12 protein-coding genes are annotated in these 12,344 nt (G+C 70.9%); 5 read left to right on the top strand and 7 right to left on the bottom strand.

What is annotated here, in order from left to right:
• Nucleotides 1-7 precede the first annotated feature (7 nt).
• Entirely contained in the window at nucleotides 8-433 is a 426-nt protein-coding gene (locus ASG32_RS29255; protein ID WP_056533297.1) for a MucR family transcriptional regulator, read from the bottom strand.
• A gap of 473 nt (nucleotides 434-906) precedes the next feature.
• On the opposite strand from ASG32_RS29255, the gene ASG32_RS29250 reads away from it, so the two are divergent.
• A complete protein-coding gene (locus ASG32_RS29250) occupies nucleotides 907-1,608 on the top strand; it encodes a GntR family transcriptional regulator (RefSeq protein WP_020093119.1) in 702 nt (233 codons plus the stop codon).
• A 10-nt stretch (nucleotides 1,609-1,618) separates the two neighbouring features.
• Here ASG32_RS29250 and ASG32_RS29245 read toward each other — a convergent pair whose 3' ends face one another.
• A complete protein-coding gene (locus ASG32_RS29245; protein ID WP_056533294.1) occupies nucleotides 1,619-2,035 on the bottom strand; it encodes a nuclear transport factor 2 family protein in 417 nt (138 codons plus the stop codon).
• A gap of 196 nt (nucleotides 2,036-2,231) precedes the next feature.
• Between ASG32_RS29245 and ASG32_RS29240 the strand changes: the two genes are divergently transcribed.
• Genes ASG32_RS29240 through ASG32_RS29225 form a run of 4 tightly spaced genes read left to right on the top strand, consistent with a single transcriptional unit; the run spans nucleotide 2,232 to nucleotide 7,666 of the window.
• Nucleotides 2,232-3,413, top strand: a complete 1,182-nt coding sequence (locus ASG32_RS29240; protein WP_056533292.1) for an ABC transporter substrate-binding protein — start codon at nucleotides 2,232-2,234, stop codon at nucleotides 3,411-3,413.
• 8 nt (nucleotides 3,414-3,421) lie between these two features.
• The gene (locus ASG32_RS29235) at nucleotides 3,422-4,291 is read left to right on the top strand and encodes a branched-chain amino acid ABC transporter permease (protein WP_043348786.1); all 870 of its coding nucleotides are present in this window, start codon (nucleotides 3,422-3,424) and stop codon (nucleotides 4,289-4,291) included.
• Between the two features lie 4 nt (nucleotides 4,292-4,295).
• The gene (locus tag ASG32_RS29230; RefSeq protein WP_056533290.1) at nucleotides 4,296-6,764 is read left to right on the top strand and encodes a branched-chain amino acid ABC transporter ATP-binding protein/permease; all 2,469 of its coding nucleotides are present in this window, start codon (nucleotides 4,296-4,298) and stop codon (nucleotides 6,762-6,764) included.
• A gap of 11 nt (nucleotides 6,765-6,775) precedes the next feature.
• Nucleotides 6,776-7,666: a polysaccharide deacetylase family protein gene (locus ASG32_RS29225; RefSeq protein ID WP_056533288.1), complete on the top strand. Its 891-nt coding sequence runs from the start codon at nucleotides 6,776-6,778 to the stop codon at nucleotides 7,664-7,666.
• A gap of 22 nt (nucleotides 7,667-7,688) precedes the next feature.
• On the opposite strand, the gene ASG32_RS29220 is transcribed toward ASG32_RS29225, so the two are convergent.
• The 5 genes from ASG32_RS29220 to solA all read right to left on the bottom strand — a co-directional run bounded on the left by ASG32_RS29220 (nucleotide 7,689) and on the right by solA (nucleotide 12,185).
• A complete protein-coding gene (locus ASG32_RS29220; protein WP_056533286.1) occupies nucleotides 7,689-8,468 on the bottom strand; it encodes an amino acid ABC transporter ATP-binding protein in 780 nt (259 codons plus the stop codon).
• Between the two features lie 4 nt (nucleotides 8,469-8,472).
• Nucleotides 8,473-9,324 (bottom strand): amino acid ABC transporter permease, encoded by an 852-nt coding sequence (locus ASG32_RS29215; RefSeq protein ID WP_056533284.1) that lies wholly within the window; start codon nucleotides 9,322-9,324, stop codon nucleotides 8,473-8,475.
• Nucleotides 9,321-10,070 carry an amino acid ABC transporter permease gene (locus ASG32_RS29210; protein ID WP_012320251.1) on the bottom strand — a complete coding sequence of 250 codons (750 nt, stop codon included), beginning with the start codon at nucleotides 10,068-10,070 and terminating at the stop codon, nucleotides 9,321-9,323. Before ASG32_RS29210 ends, ASG32_RS29215 begins: the two co-directional genes overlap by 4 nt.
• 37 nt (nucleotides 10,071-10,107) lie before the next feature.
• Nucleotides 10,108-10,950 (bottom strand): transporter substrate-binding domain-containing protein, encoded by an 843-nt coding sequence (locus ASG32_RS29205; protein WP_056533282.1) that lies wholly within the window; start codon nucleotides 10,948-10,950, stop codon nucleotides 10,108-10,110.
• A gap of 71 nt (nucleotides 10,951-11,021) precedes the next feature.
• Nucleotides 11,022-12,185 carry an N-methyl-L-tryptophan oxidase gene (gene solA / locus ASG32_RS29200; RefSeq protein ID WP_056533399.1) on the bottom strand — a complete coding sequence of 388 codons (1,164 nt, stop codon included), beginning with the start codon at nucleotides 12,183-12,185 and terminating at the stop codon, nucleotides 11,022-11,024.
• Nucleotides 12,186-12,344: the final 159 nt, after the last annotated feature.

Raw genomic sequence — 12,344 nt, 5'->3', positions numbered from 1 at the left:
AGAGGGCCTATCCCGCCCTGTGTCGCAGCTGCAGCGATCGCGCGATCTCCGAGCGCTTGGCGGCGTAACCCGGAGCCACCATCGGATAGTCGCGCGGCAGCCCGTACTTGGCGCGATACTCCTCCGGTGTCAGCCCGTAAGCCGTCAGGTGACGCTTGAGCGTCTTGTAGGACCTGCCGTCGATGAAGCTGATCAGGCCTTCGGCCTGGATGGACGCGCGGATCTCCCGCGCGGTGGCGGCCTCGGGCGTCGCGACCGCGCGCGCCGGTCCCGCGCTGATCTGGCTAAGCATTTCGTACGTACTGGCTAAAATCTCACAGAGTTGGACAGGGGATACCGGATTCCGGATCACGTAGGCGCAGACGATCTTGATTGAATTTCTCAAGGACGAGTCAGAAAATTCTCCCGCACCGACACCAACCTCAGGTAGCATACCTGCCATTCTCCCTCTAAACGCACCTCATGAGAGTTGTATATCAATTTTCGCATGTCAATCCTTCATCTTGATTGAGCTTCAAAAAAGAACATCGTGACCACTATTCTACTTATAGAAACAATGGCTACAAAATTTCTCAACCAGAAAGTGGCTCCATCCTCCCTGCTGATCTGGGTACCGAACAGGTTGCTGGACTGGATCTGCGACACGTCCGTGGCGGCGACTTTGTCGGAAGCGGTCGCGCCGGTCCCGCACGGGACGCCCACGGACGCGGATGGAAGCGCGATCGGCGGAGTTCGCGCACGGCGGACGGTCGCCGACGACGCTGGCGCGACCGTTGCACCTCGGGTCCCAGGTCTGCGAAGAGCCCAGCCGGCACGGGACCGGATGCGGGGCGCCGGATCGCGTCGAGAGAGGATCATGACGGATCAATCCGCACGGACACGGGCGACAGAGTCCGGACGCCGTCCATGAAGGCGGGCGACGAGGGCGATCGCGTCGGGGCGATCTGCCAGGCCCTGAGGCGGGCCATCGTGGAACGGGCGCTCGCCCCCGGCGACCGGCTGCCGGAGGACGCCCTCGGCGAGCGGTTCGGGGTGAGCCGCACCATCGCCCGGCAGGCCCTGCTGCGGCTGGCCGGGGAAGGCTTGGTCGATCTGCGCCGCAACCGCATCGCCGTCGTGGCGACGCCGAGCTGGGAGGAGGCGCGCGACACCTTCGACGTGCGCCTCGGCCTGGAGCGGCTCGTGGTCCGCCGCCTCGCCGGGCGGCTCAGCGCGGAGCAGCGTCAGGTCCTGCTGGACCAGATCGCGCGCGAGGAGGCCGCACGGGGCGGCCCCGAGGCGCTGTCGATCCGGCTCGCCACGGAGTTCCACCTGATGCTCGCCGAGATGACCGGCAGCGCCGTGCTGATCCGGTACGTCGCGGAACTCGGCTATCGCTGCGCCCTGATCCTGTCCCTCTACAGCCGCCCGCATTCCTCGGACTGCGCCGTGAGCGAGCACCGCGACATCGTCGCCGCCCTGGTCTCGGGCGACGCCGAGCGCGCCGCCGCGCTCATGGACCACCACCTCGACGCGGTCGCCGACCGGGCGCGGATCGTGCCCCCGGCCCCGCGCGAGCGCGATCTGGCACGCCTGCTGGCGCCCTACGTCGCGGGCGGCGGGGCCTGAGCCCGCCGCGTCAGGCCGTCAGGCCGTGCTTCGTCAGCAGGCGCTCGGCGCTGTCGTTCCAGACCTCCATGCCGACGATCAGCCCGTCGCGCACGGTGAAGCGATCGACGTAGTGGTTGCCCTCGAAGGGCGTGCCGTCCGGCCACGCGCCGTACAGGGTCCCGAGGCTGTAGACCGTGGTGACGCCGTCGCCCGGCACCACGTCCAGCCGCTCCATCCGCTTCTTCACCCAGGCGTAGCGGCCGGCATTGAAGGCCGTGACCTCGGACGGATGGTTGAACACGCGCGCGCCGGTGAACACGATCCGGGTGCCCGGCGCCATGTAGCGTGCGGCCGTCTCGGGATCGGGCACCATCGAGGCCTCGAGATAGGCGGTCACGTTGGCGGCGTCGCGCGCGGTCGCCGCGCTTTGGGTCACGTTAGTCATGCAGGCCTCCTGTCGGCCCAACGTGCCGCAAAAGGCCGGCCCGTGCATGCAGGAAGTGTATGCACTTTGACGCCAGATTGAGCACAGCTTGCCTCCGAGGATACAGGCACCGGTCTGTACAGCGGCCGAAGCGGCCAATTCCTGGTGGCATGGAGGTTGCGCAAAGCAGGCTGCGCCCCGCCCTCGGAGACACGCCATGGCCTCCTTCCTGCCCCCGACCCTGCGCCGCTTCGCGGTGACGACGAGCGCGCTGCTCGGCCTCGCCGTCTCGACCGCGCAAGGTGCCGACACCATCAAGATCGGGCTCGTGACCGCCCTGAGCGGCCAGTCCGCGAAATCCGGCGAGGCGATCTCCCGCGGGATCGGTCTCGCGATCGACGAGATCAACGCCAAGGGCGGCGTCCTCGGGCGCCCGCTCGAGCTCGTGGCCCGGGACGACGAGGCCAACCCGTCCAAGGGCGTGCTGGCGACCCGCGAGCTGATCCAGCGGGTCGGCGTCGTCGCGGTGGTCGGCGGCCTCGACACGCCGGTCTCGATGGCGATCGTGCCCATCGCCAACCAGATGAAGGTGCCGTTCATCGGCCCCTGGGCGGCCGGCACCGGCATCACCCGCAACGGCGCCGCCGACAACTACGCCTTCCGCGTCTCCGCGGTCGACGCTCTCGTCGACGAGGCGCTGGTCGCCTACGCGGTGAAGACCTACGGGGCGAAGAAGCCCGGCATGATCCTCGTCAACAACGCTTGGGGCGAGTCGAACCAGAAGGGCCTCAAGGACGCCCTGCAGGCGGCCAACCTCCCGGCAGCGGGCATCGAGAAGTACGAGGCCAACGACGTCGACATGGTGCCCCAGCTGTCCCGGCTGAAGGAGGCCGGGGCCGACGCGCTGTTCCTCGTCGGCAATGTCGGCCCCTCGGCCCAGGTGGTGAAGTCGCTGGACCGGATGGGCTGGTCGGTGCCGGTCGTCTCGCACTGGGGCCCGGCGGGCGGCCGCTTCGACGAGCTCGCCGGCCCGAGCGCCGGGAAGGTCCATTTCATCCAGACCTTCACCTTCGCGGGCAACGCGTCGCCGAAGGCGGGCGCGGTGCTCGACGCGCTCAAGGCCAAGTACCCGGCGATCAAGTCGATGGCCGATGTCACCCCCGCCGTCGGCATCGCCAACGCCTACGACGCCACGCACCTGCTGGCGCTCGCCATCCAGGCCGCCGGCTCCACCGAGGGCCCGAAGGTCCGCGACGGCTTCTACAAGATCGGCACCTATCCGGGCCTTATTAAAACCTACGCCACGCCCTTCGCGCCCGGCCAGCACGACGCGCTCGGGCCGAACGACTACGTGTTCACCCGCTTCAAGGACGGTGAGATCGTCGCGGTGACCAACTGAGCCCGGCGATGCTGACCTCCATCCTCGTCAGCGGCCTCGGCCTCGGCAGCATGTACGGGCTCGTGGCCCTCGGCTTCCACGTGACCTACGCGGTGTCGGGGACCGTGAACTTCGCGCAAGGGAGCGTCGTCACCCTGGGCGCGGTCCTGGCCTACGCGCTCGGCGTCACCCTGGGCTGGCCGATGCCGGCCGCGATCGTCCTGGCGCTCGCCGGCTGCGCCCTGTTCGGCCTCGTGGTCGAGCGGGCGCTGGTCCGCCCGTTCGTCGCGCGCGGCTCGGACGCGTGGCTCCTGGCGACGGTGGCGGGCGGCATCGTCCTCGACAACACCGTGCTGTTCACCTTCGGCAAGGAGCCGCGCAGCCTGCCCTCGCCGCTGGCCACGAAGCCGGTGGAGATCCTCGGGACCGGCATCTACCCGCTGCAGCTCGTGATCCCGGTGGTCGGGATCGCGCTCGCCTTCGCGATCCGCACGGTGTTCCGCCGGACCGATCTCGGCCGCGTCCTGCTCGCCGTGGCGCAGAACGCCGACGCCGCCCGGCTGATGGGGATCGACGTGCGCCGCACCGTGGCCTGCGCCTTCGCGCTCTCGGCGGTGCTCGCCGGCATCGCGGGCCTGCTGATCGCGCCGCTGTTCTCGGTCTCGGCCGAGCTCGGCACGCTGTTCGGCATCAAGGCCTTCGCGGTCGCGATCCTCGGCGGCATCGGTTCCGCCACCGGGGTGATCCTGGCGGGGCTGCTCTACGGCCTCGTCGAGGCCGGCGTCACCGCGACCCTGGGCTCGACCTACACGCAGCTCGTGGTGTTCTCGGTGATCATCCTGGCCCTCACTCTGCGCCCCGACGGCCTGCTCGGCCGCGCCGCGGTCAACAAGGTCTGACGCGATGCCGTACCTGCGCTCAGGCCCGGCGATGCGGCTCGGCATCGCCGGCCTCACCGCCGCCGCGCTCGGCCTCGTCGCGCTGACCGCCGGCTACAGCCACTTCGTGATCGCCCTCGTGGCGCTGACCACGGTGGCGGGCGTCGGCCTCAACGTGCTCCTCGGCCTGACCGGGCTGATCTCCTTCGGCCAGGCCGGCTTCTACGCGATCGGCGCCTACGCGAGCGCGATCCTGACGCTCCACGGCGTCAGCTTCTGGCTGGCGCTCCCGGCGGCGGCCCTGATCGCGGCGCTCGTCGGCGGCCTCGTGGCAGTGCCGGCGATGCGGGTGAAGGGCCCCTACCTCGCCATGCTGACGATCGCCTTCGGCTTCATCGTCGAGCACGGGCTGATCGAGGGCGGCGAGCTGACCGGCGGCCAGAACGGCCTCGTCGTCACCGACGCGCCGAGCCTCCTCGGCGAGCCGCTCTCGCCGGCCGGCCTCGCGGTGCTGGCGGTGCTCGCCGCCGGGGCGAGCCTCGCCGGGTTCGACCTCCTCGCCCGCAGCCGCCTCGGCCGGGCGATGCGCGCCGTGCGCGACGCCGACGTCGCCGCGGCGGCTCTGGGCTTCGACCCGGTCCGGGTGAAGACCCTGGCCTTCGCGATCTCCGCCGCCCTGACCGGCCTCGCGGGGGCTGTCCTGCCGCCGCTGATGCTGTTCATCGCGCCTAGCTCGTTCCCGTTCTCGCAGTCGATCCTGTTCGTCCTCTCGGTGATCGTCGGCGGCGCCGGCACGGTGCTCGGCCCGCTTCTCGGCGCCCTCGTCACCGTGCTGCTGCCGGAGGCGCTATCGGGGCTCGCCGAGTACCGCCTGCTGTTCTTCGGCGTCGCGACCCTGGCGGTGCTGTGGCTGGTGCCCTCGGGGCTGGTCGGCAGCCTCGCCCGGCTGCTGCCCCGAGGCCGCGACGCGGCGGCCGCCGCCGAGGGCGGGGAGCTGCCGCTGCCCGGCACGGCGGCGCGCGAGGCCCTCGTCCTCGACGGCGTCGGCATCCGCTTCGGCGGCATCACGGCGGCGGACGGCGTCGACCTCACGGCGCGGCCGGCGGCCGTCACCAGCGTGATCGGCCCGAACGGGGCCGGCAAGACCACCGTGCTCAACATAGTCTCGGGCTTCTACCGCCCGAGCGCCGGGGCGATCCGGCTGGGCGGGCGCGACCTCGCCGGGCGGCCGGCCCACGTCGTCGCCCGCGCCGGCATCGCGCGCACCTACCAGACCACGCGCCTGTTCGGCTCGCTGCCGGTGGCCGACAACGTCGCCCTCGGTCTCGCGCCGGGCCGGCTCTGGCGCCGCGCGCGGGCCCGGGACCGCGCGACGGCCGCCGCGCTCCTCGCCTTCGTCGGCTACCGGGGTGCCCTCGACCGCCCGGCCGCCGAGCTGCCCCACGTCGACCGGCGGCTCGTGGAGATCGCCCGCGCGCTCGCCGGCAGCCCCGCGGTGCTGCTCCTCGACGAGCCCGCCGCCGGCCTGTCCCGGGCCGACACCGACCGGCTGGCCGGGCTGATCCGCCGGATCGCCGACAGCGGCGTCGCGGTGGTGCTGGTCGAGCACGACATGCCGCTGGTGATGGGCATCTCCGACCACATCCTCGTCATGGATGCCGGCCGCCCGATCGCGCGCGGCACGCCCGCCGAGATCCGGCGCGACCCGGCGGTGCTGCGCGCGTATCTCGGCGGCGCCGACACCCCGGCCCGGCCGCGGAGCGCGCCGTGGCAGGGACCGGCGGACGCCGTCCTCTCGGTCCTCGACCTGACCGCCGGCTACGGCGCCGCGCCCGTCCTCGACGGCGTCCATCTCGACGTGCGGCCCGGCGAGACCGTCGCGCTTCTGGGCGCGAACGGCGCCGGCAAGTCCACGGCCATGCGGGCGCTGGCGGGGCTTCTGCGCCCGGTCGCGGGATCGGTCGTGTTCGACGACCGGCGCGTCGACGCGCTGCCCGCCCACCGGATCGCCCGCGGCGGCCTCGTCCTGGTGCCGGAGGGGCGGCAGGTCTTCCCGGAGCTCACCGTCGTCGAGAACATCCGCCTCGGCGCCTTCGGGCGCGGGTCGCCGATCAACCCGGCAGAGGTCGAGCGCCTGCTCGACCGGTTCCCGCGGCTGCGCGACCGGGCGGCGAGCCGGGCGGGCTTGCTCTCCGGCGGCGAGCAGCAGATGCTGGCCATCGCCCGCGGGTTGATGGCGCACCCGCGCATCCTGCTCCTCGACGAGCCGTCGCTCGGCCTCGCCCCGACGATGATCAACGCCCTCTACGCGACCGTGGCCGAGCTGCGCGACGAGGGCGTCACCATCCTGATCGTGGACCAGATGGCGGCGCTGGCCCTCACGGTCGCCGACCGCGGCTACGTGCTGGAGCAGGGCCGGGTCGTCGCGCGCGGAACCGCCGCGGAGCTGTCGGCGGACAAAGGGCTGGAAGCGGCCTATCTCGGTGCGGCGTAACGGGGGCTCTGATGGACACGAATGCCGGACACGGTCGCTACGGCTACAGCGCCCTCCCCGACCGGCCGGTCTACGACTGGCCGGAGGGCAAGCGGCTGGCCGTCTATGTCGGGCTGAACCTCGAGACCTTCGCGTTCGGCGAGGGCCTGGGCGCCGAGCTGGCGCCCGGCGGCCCGCAGCCGGACGTGCTCAACTACGCGTGGCGCGACTGGGGCAACCGGGTCGGCGCGTGGCGGATCGCCGAGATGCTGGACGCTTTGGCGATGCCGGCGAGCGTGCTCGTCAACAGCAACCTCTACCGGGACTGCCCCGGGCTGATCGAGGCGTTCCGGGCGCGGGGCGACGAGATCGTCGGCCACGGACGCACCAACGCCGAGCGGCAAGGCACCCTCGACGAGGACGCGGAGCGGGCCCTGATCGCCGAGACGACCCGCGAGATCGCCGCGCGGGAGGGCCGCCCCCCCGCCGGGTGGCTCGGGCCGTGGATCTCGCAGTCGCGGGTGACGCCCGATCTCCTCGCCGAGGCCGGGTACCGCTACCTGCTCGACTGGGACCACGACGACCAGCCGACCTGGTTCGCGACGCGCGGCGGCGGCCGCATCCTGACGGTGCCCTACCCGCAGGAACTCAACGACATCCCCGCGATCGTCGCCCGCAAGGAGACGGGCCGCCAGTTCGCCGAAGCCATCGTCGACGCCTTCGAAGAAATGCTGGAGCAGTCTCGGGGCGCGCCGCTGGTGATGGGCATCGCGCTCCATCCCTACATCGTCGGGCGCCCGCACCGGCTGCGGCCGCTGCGGCGGGCGCTGCGGCACATCGCCGACCGGCGGGACGACATCTGGCTCACCACCGCCGGGGCGATCGCCGACCACGTCGTGGCGCGGGAGGCCGGGCCGCGCTGACGCGGCCCTGACCCCGGCGGGCTCAGAGCACCTGCGACAGGAACCGGCGCGTGCGCTCGTCCTGGGCGGAGGCGAAGAAGGTCGCGGGCGGGCCGTGCTCGACGATGACGCCGCGGTCGGTGAAGTAGATGTGGTCGGCGACGTCGCGGGCGAAGTTCATCTCGTGCGTGACGAGCATGCAGGTCATGCCCTCCTCGGCGAGTTCCCGGATCGTCACCAGGACCTCCTTGACCGTCTCCGGGTCGAGGGCGGCGGTCACCTCGTCGAACAGCATCACGTCCGGCCGCATCGCCAGCGAGCGGGCGATGGCCACGCGCTGCTGCTGGCCGCCGGACAATTCGCCCGGATAGGCGTTCTCCTTGCCGGCCAGCCGGACCTTGGCGAGGAGTGCCCGCGCCCGGGCCTCGACCTCGCGCTTCTCCTGCCCGAGGACGTGGATGGGGGCCATCATCACGTTCTGCAGCGCGGTCTTATGCGGGAACAGGTTGTACTGCTGGAACACCATGCCGACCTTGCGGCGCAGCGCCAGCTTGTCGAGCCGCGGATCGGTCACCTCGATCCCCTCGACCTGGATCGAGCCCGCGCTCACCGGCACCAGGGCGTTGACGCAGCGGATCAGCGTCGACTTGCCCGAGCCCGAGGGGCCGATGATGCAGACGACCTCGCCCTTGCGGACGTCGAAGCTGATCCCCTTCAGCACCTCGAACGTCCCGAAGGACTTGTGCACGTCGACGACGCGGACGATCGGCTGATCGGGGGTCCAGTTCGGGGACGGGGTGGCGGCCAGGGTCGCGCGCGTCATGGTCTCAGCGGGTCTCGAAGCGGCGTTCCAGGGCGGCGGTGAACCGGTCGATCGGGTAGCAGTAGAGGAAGAAGCACAGCAGCGCGAAGCCGTAGAGCGGCGCGAACAGTTCGGGGCGGCCGCCCTCGGCGGCGTGCACCTGCGCGGTCAGCGTCAGCATCTCGGTGACGCCGACGATGGAGGCCTGCACGGTCGCCATCGCGATGAGCGAGTAGACGTTCATCCAGGGCGGCAGCATGCGCTTCGCGCACTGGGGCAGGATGATGCGCCACATCGTCTGCCGCCGGGTGAAGGCCAGGGATTCGGCGGCCTCCCACTGGGTGTTCGGCACCGAGCGCACCGCGCCGCGGACGATCTCGGCGACGTTGGCCATGACCGGCAGGCTGAAACCGAAGGTCGCCTTGACCCAGTCGGGCAGCGGCACGCGGACACCGAACACCGTGACCTGGAACGGGACCAGGAACATCACGAAGAACAGCAGGACCAGCCAGGGCACGTTGCGGAAGACCTGCGTGGCGCACCACGCGAGGCGGGGCAGGATCCGCCCCTCGGCCAGCATGGCCAGCCCGAGCCCGATGCCCGCCACCGTGCCGATCGCCATCGCCATCAGCGAGATCGCCACGTTGAAGGCGAAGCCCGTGAGCAGGAGGGGCGCCCACTTGATCACCACCTCCAGCGGGGACAGCGCGGCGGCGCCGCCCTGCGCCCAGGCCGGGACGGCGACGAGTGCGAGCGCGGTGAGCAGCCAGAGATGGGCCGGGCGCAGGCGCGCCGCCGCGCGGTCCCTCGGGAGCGCGAAGGGCAGCAGCACCGGCAGGTCGCCCGGTCGCCCGCCCCGCGGATCGGCAGCTTTCATCGGCCGTATCCCGGGATCCGCAGGGCGCGTTCCCAGCGGTGCATGATCCAGACGAGCACGCCGACGAGGACCGCGTAGGTCGCGAGCAGCACCAGCATCATCTCCAGCACGTTCTGCGATTCGGACCAGATCTGCTTGACCGCGTACAGCGTCTCCGGGACCGCGATGGCGTAGGCCAGCGTGGTGGTCTTGAGGAGGTTGATCAGGTTGTTGTTGAGCGCCGGCAGGCAGACGCGCAGGGCCAGCGGCAGGACGACGTACCGGTAGGCCTTGAAGCGGGTGTAGCCCAGGGCCTCCGCGGCCTCGACCGTGGTCCGCGGCACGGCCTCGATGCCGGAGCGGAAGATCTCGACGTTGAACGCGCCCGCGAACAGCGACAGCGAGATGATCGCCCACTGGACATTGTTGAGGATCGGCGCGCGCAGGCCGTCGGCCGAGCGGATGTCCGGGAGCAGCGTCCCGAGGCCGAAATAGAAGAAGAAGATCTGCACGAGCGGCGGCGTGTTGCGGAAGACCACCACGAAGCCGTTGACCAGTGCCCGCAGGACGCGCGACGGCCCGCTCTGCAGGAGCGCGCCGACGGCGCCGATGACGAGGCTCGCCAGGATCGTGCTGATCCCGAGGAGCAGCGTCATCCGCAGGCCGGCCACGTAGCGGTCCCAGTCGTAGGGATCGTAGAAGACCGTGAAGTTGAAGCCCGTGGTCTCGTAGAGCTGCTGGAACCACGCCTGGATCGTGGCGATCATCGCGGGCTAACGCTCGGTGTTGTCGCGCAGAACCGCATCAGTTGGTCGCGTTCTTGTACTTCTCGTGCATCGCCTTCGAGTAAGCGGTCGGCTCGATGCCCCACTTCTTCTCCTCGTCGACGATGAAGCCGGTCTTCATCCAGTCCTTGGTGGCGTCCTCGACCGCGGCCTGGAGCGTGGTGTTGCCCTGCGCCACCGCCATCATCCACGGGGCGTCGAGGATGCCCTTGAGCGGCAGCGCGTAGTTGGCCTTCCAGTCGTCGTCGAGCAGTTTACCCTGCAGCATGCTCTGGTCGTAGACGTAGCCGATGCAGTTGCCCTGCTTGAGCGCGAAGAGCGGCTTCTCGGACCCGTCGAAGGCGACGATCTCCGCCCCGTAGGTCCGCGCGACGTCCTTGTTGTACCAGGCGCCCGAGGTGGCGCAGAGCGGCTTGCCTTTGAGCTGCGCCCAGTCGGTGATGCCGGACGACTTGGGCAGCAGGACGTTCACGAAGTCGGAATAGTAGTTCGGGTCGATCGCCTGCACCACGCGGCGGCGCTCCGGCTTGTCCGACAGGGTGGCGATCAGCAGATCGACCTTGCCCTGCTGCAGGAACTCGATCCGGTTGGCCGAGACGACCGGCACGAGCTCGAGCTTCACGCCGAGCCGCTTGGCGAGGTCGGCGGCGAGGTCGGGCTCCAGGCCGATGATGGTCCCGCTCGGGTCGCGGAAGCCGAACGGCTTGTAATCCGCCTTCACGCCGACGATCAGCGTTCCGCGCTTCTTGATCGCGTCGACGCCGTCGGCGGCCGTGGCCCGGCCGGGCATCGCGACGGTCGAGAACGCCGCGAGCGCGGCCAGCGCACCGGTGGTCAGAAGGGTGCGGACGGTGAGACGCATCGGATCTTTCCTGCTCGGGTCGACGGATCTTGGCATGGTTTCAAGCAATCCACGAGCCATTGGCCGGCGCATCAACTGAAACGTGCCAGAGCGAAGGGCTTGAGATCGACGGTGCTACCGGTCCCAGCCAGCTCCGCGGCGACGGCCTCGCCGATGCCGGCCGAGTGCTTGAAGCCGTGCCCCGAGCAGGCGGAGACGACCAGGACCCGCTCCATCGCGGGATGCCGGTCGATGATGAAGCCGCGGTCGGGGGTCACCGTGTAGACGCAGGCGGCGGCCTGGACGACCTCCGGGGTCGCGCCGGCCAGCCGGTTCGCGACGCGCAGCCGGTACATGTCGTCGGATTCCGACGGATCGACGCGGCGCTCCACCCCGTCGGCGGTGGTGGTGGTGCTGTACTGCTCCGTCGCGACCTTGATGGACCCGTCCAGCGGCGGGAAGCCGTAGAGGTATTCCGTGTCGCTCGTCCCGTACATCCAGATGAAGACCGGCGCGTGTGGCCCGTAGGCGGTCTCGTCCGCGAGCGCGTACCAGTGCAGCAGTTGGCGACGGACGGTCAGGAGCCGGTCGAACGGGCTCCCGAGCAGGGGGGCCGTCCAGGCGCCCGCGGCCACGACGGCGCGGTCGGCCAAGATGGTCTCCTCTGCCGTCTCGATGCGGACGCCGCTCCCGTCCTGCTGCAGCCCGACCACCGTGCAGTTGGTGCGGATCTCGGCGCCCGCGGCACCCGCGCGGCCGAGCTGCGCCGCGAGGCAGCGCTCCGGGAACACGTAGCCGCCGCCCGGCTCGTAATAGGCCTTCTCGTCGCCCGCGAGGTTCAGGAATTGCGGGAAGCGGCGGGCCACCTCCGCCCCTGTCAGCACCTCGTGGACGATGCCGGCGCCCTCCGCGGCGCTGATGGACCGGCCCACGAAGTCCGGTTTGCCGTGGTGCGAGGAGATGCCGTGGCCCGGGGCCATGACGAGCGCCCCGCAGGCGTTCAGCAGGGTCTCGCCCGTCTCGGCCTCCAGCTCGCGCCAGATGCGGTGCGAGGCGGTGACGAAGGGGACGTAGTCGGCGCCCTCACCGACCGCCTGACGGGTGATCCGCGTCTCGCCGTGGCTCGACCCGAGCGCGTGGGGCGGCGCGAAGCGGTCGAGCCCGATGACCGCGGCGCCCCGCTTCGCCAGCTGGTAGAGCGCGGCGCTGCCCATCGCGCCGAGACCCAGCACGGCGACGTCGTAGCGGCGGCTCACGGCCGACACTCCCGCTCGCTTCCGGGACGGGCCGCCGCGGCGGCGCGGAACGGAGGAAGATCGGCGGGTCGAGGCATCCGGAAGCGATCTCGCGCGGGACGGGGTAACGGCACACAGCATGATCAATGCCGAGGCGGACGTTTGACTGAAACAGACGGT

The organism is Methylobacterium sp. Leaf361 (assembly GCF_001424445.1).
GTDB lineage: Bacteria > Pseudomonadota > Alphaproteobacteria > Rhizobiales > Beijerinckiaceae > Methylobacterium.
The sequence above is the reverse complement of the archived record's forward strand: the minus strand, read 5'-3'. Positions and strand labels throughout refer to the sequence as shown.

What these genes read in the sequence shown, in the direction of transcription:
- ASG32_RS29225 (WP_056533288.1), top strand. Translation starts at nt 6,776, where the DNA reads ATGGACACGAATGCCGGACACGGTCGCTACGGCTACAGCGCCCTCCCC.
- ASG32_RS29245 (WP_056533294.1), bottom strand. Translation starts at nt 2,035, where the DNA reads ATGACTAACGTGACCCAAAGCGCGGCGACCGCGCGCGACGCCGCCAAC.
- ASG32_RS29240 (WP_056533292.1), top strand. Translation starts at nt 2,232, where the DNA reads ATGGCCTCCTTCCTGCCCCCGACCCTGCGCCGCTTCGCGGTGACGACG.
- ASG32_RS29220 (WP_056533286.1), bottom strand. Translation starts at nt 8,468, where the DNA reads ATGACGCGCGCGACCCTGGCCGCCACCCCGTCCCCGAACTGGACCCCC.
- ASG32_RS29215 (WP_056533284.1), bottom strand. Translation starts at nt 9,324, where the DNA reads ATGAAAGCTGCCGATCCGCGGGGCGGGCGACCGGGCGACCTGCCGGTG.
- ASG32_RS29250 (WP_020093119.1), top strand. Translation starts at nt 907, where the DNA reads ATGAAGGCGGGCGACGAGGGCGATCGCGTCGGGGCGATCTGCCAGGCC.
- ASG32_RS29235 (WP_043348786.1), top strand. Translation starts at nt 3,422, where the DNA reads ATGCTGACCTCCATCCTCGTCAGCGGCCTCGGCCTCGGCAGCATGTAC.
- ASG32_RS29210 (WP_012320251.1), bottom strand. Translation starts at nt 10,070, where the DNA reads ATGATCGCCACGATCCAGGCGTGGTTCCAGCAGCTCTACGAGACCACG.
- ASG32_RS29230 (WP_056533290.1), top strand. Translation starts at nt 4,296, where the DNA reads ATGCCGTACCTGCGCTCAGGCCCGGCGATGCGGCTCGGCATCGCCGGC.
- ASG32_RS29255 (WP_056533297.1), bottom strand. Translation starts at nt 433, where the DNA reads ATGCTACCTGAGGTTGGTGTCGGTGCGGGAGAATTTTCTGACTCGTCC.
- ASG32_RS29205 (WP_056533282.1), bottom strand. Translation starts at nt 10,950, where the DNA reads ATGCGTCTCACCGTCCGCACCCTTCTGACCACCGGTGCGCTGGCCGCG.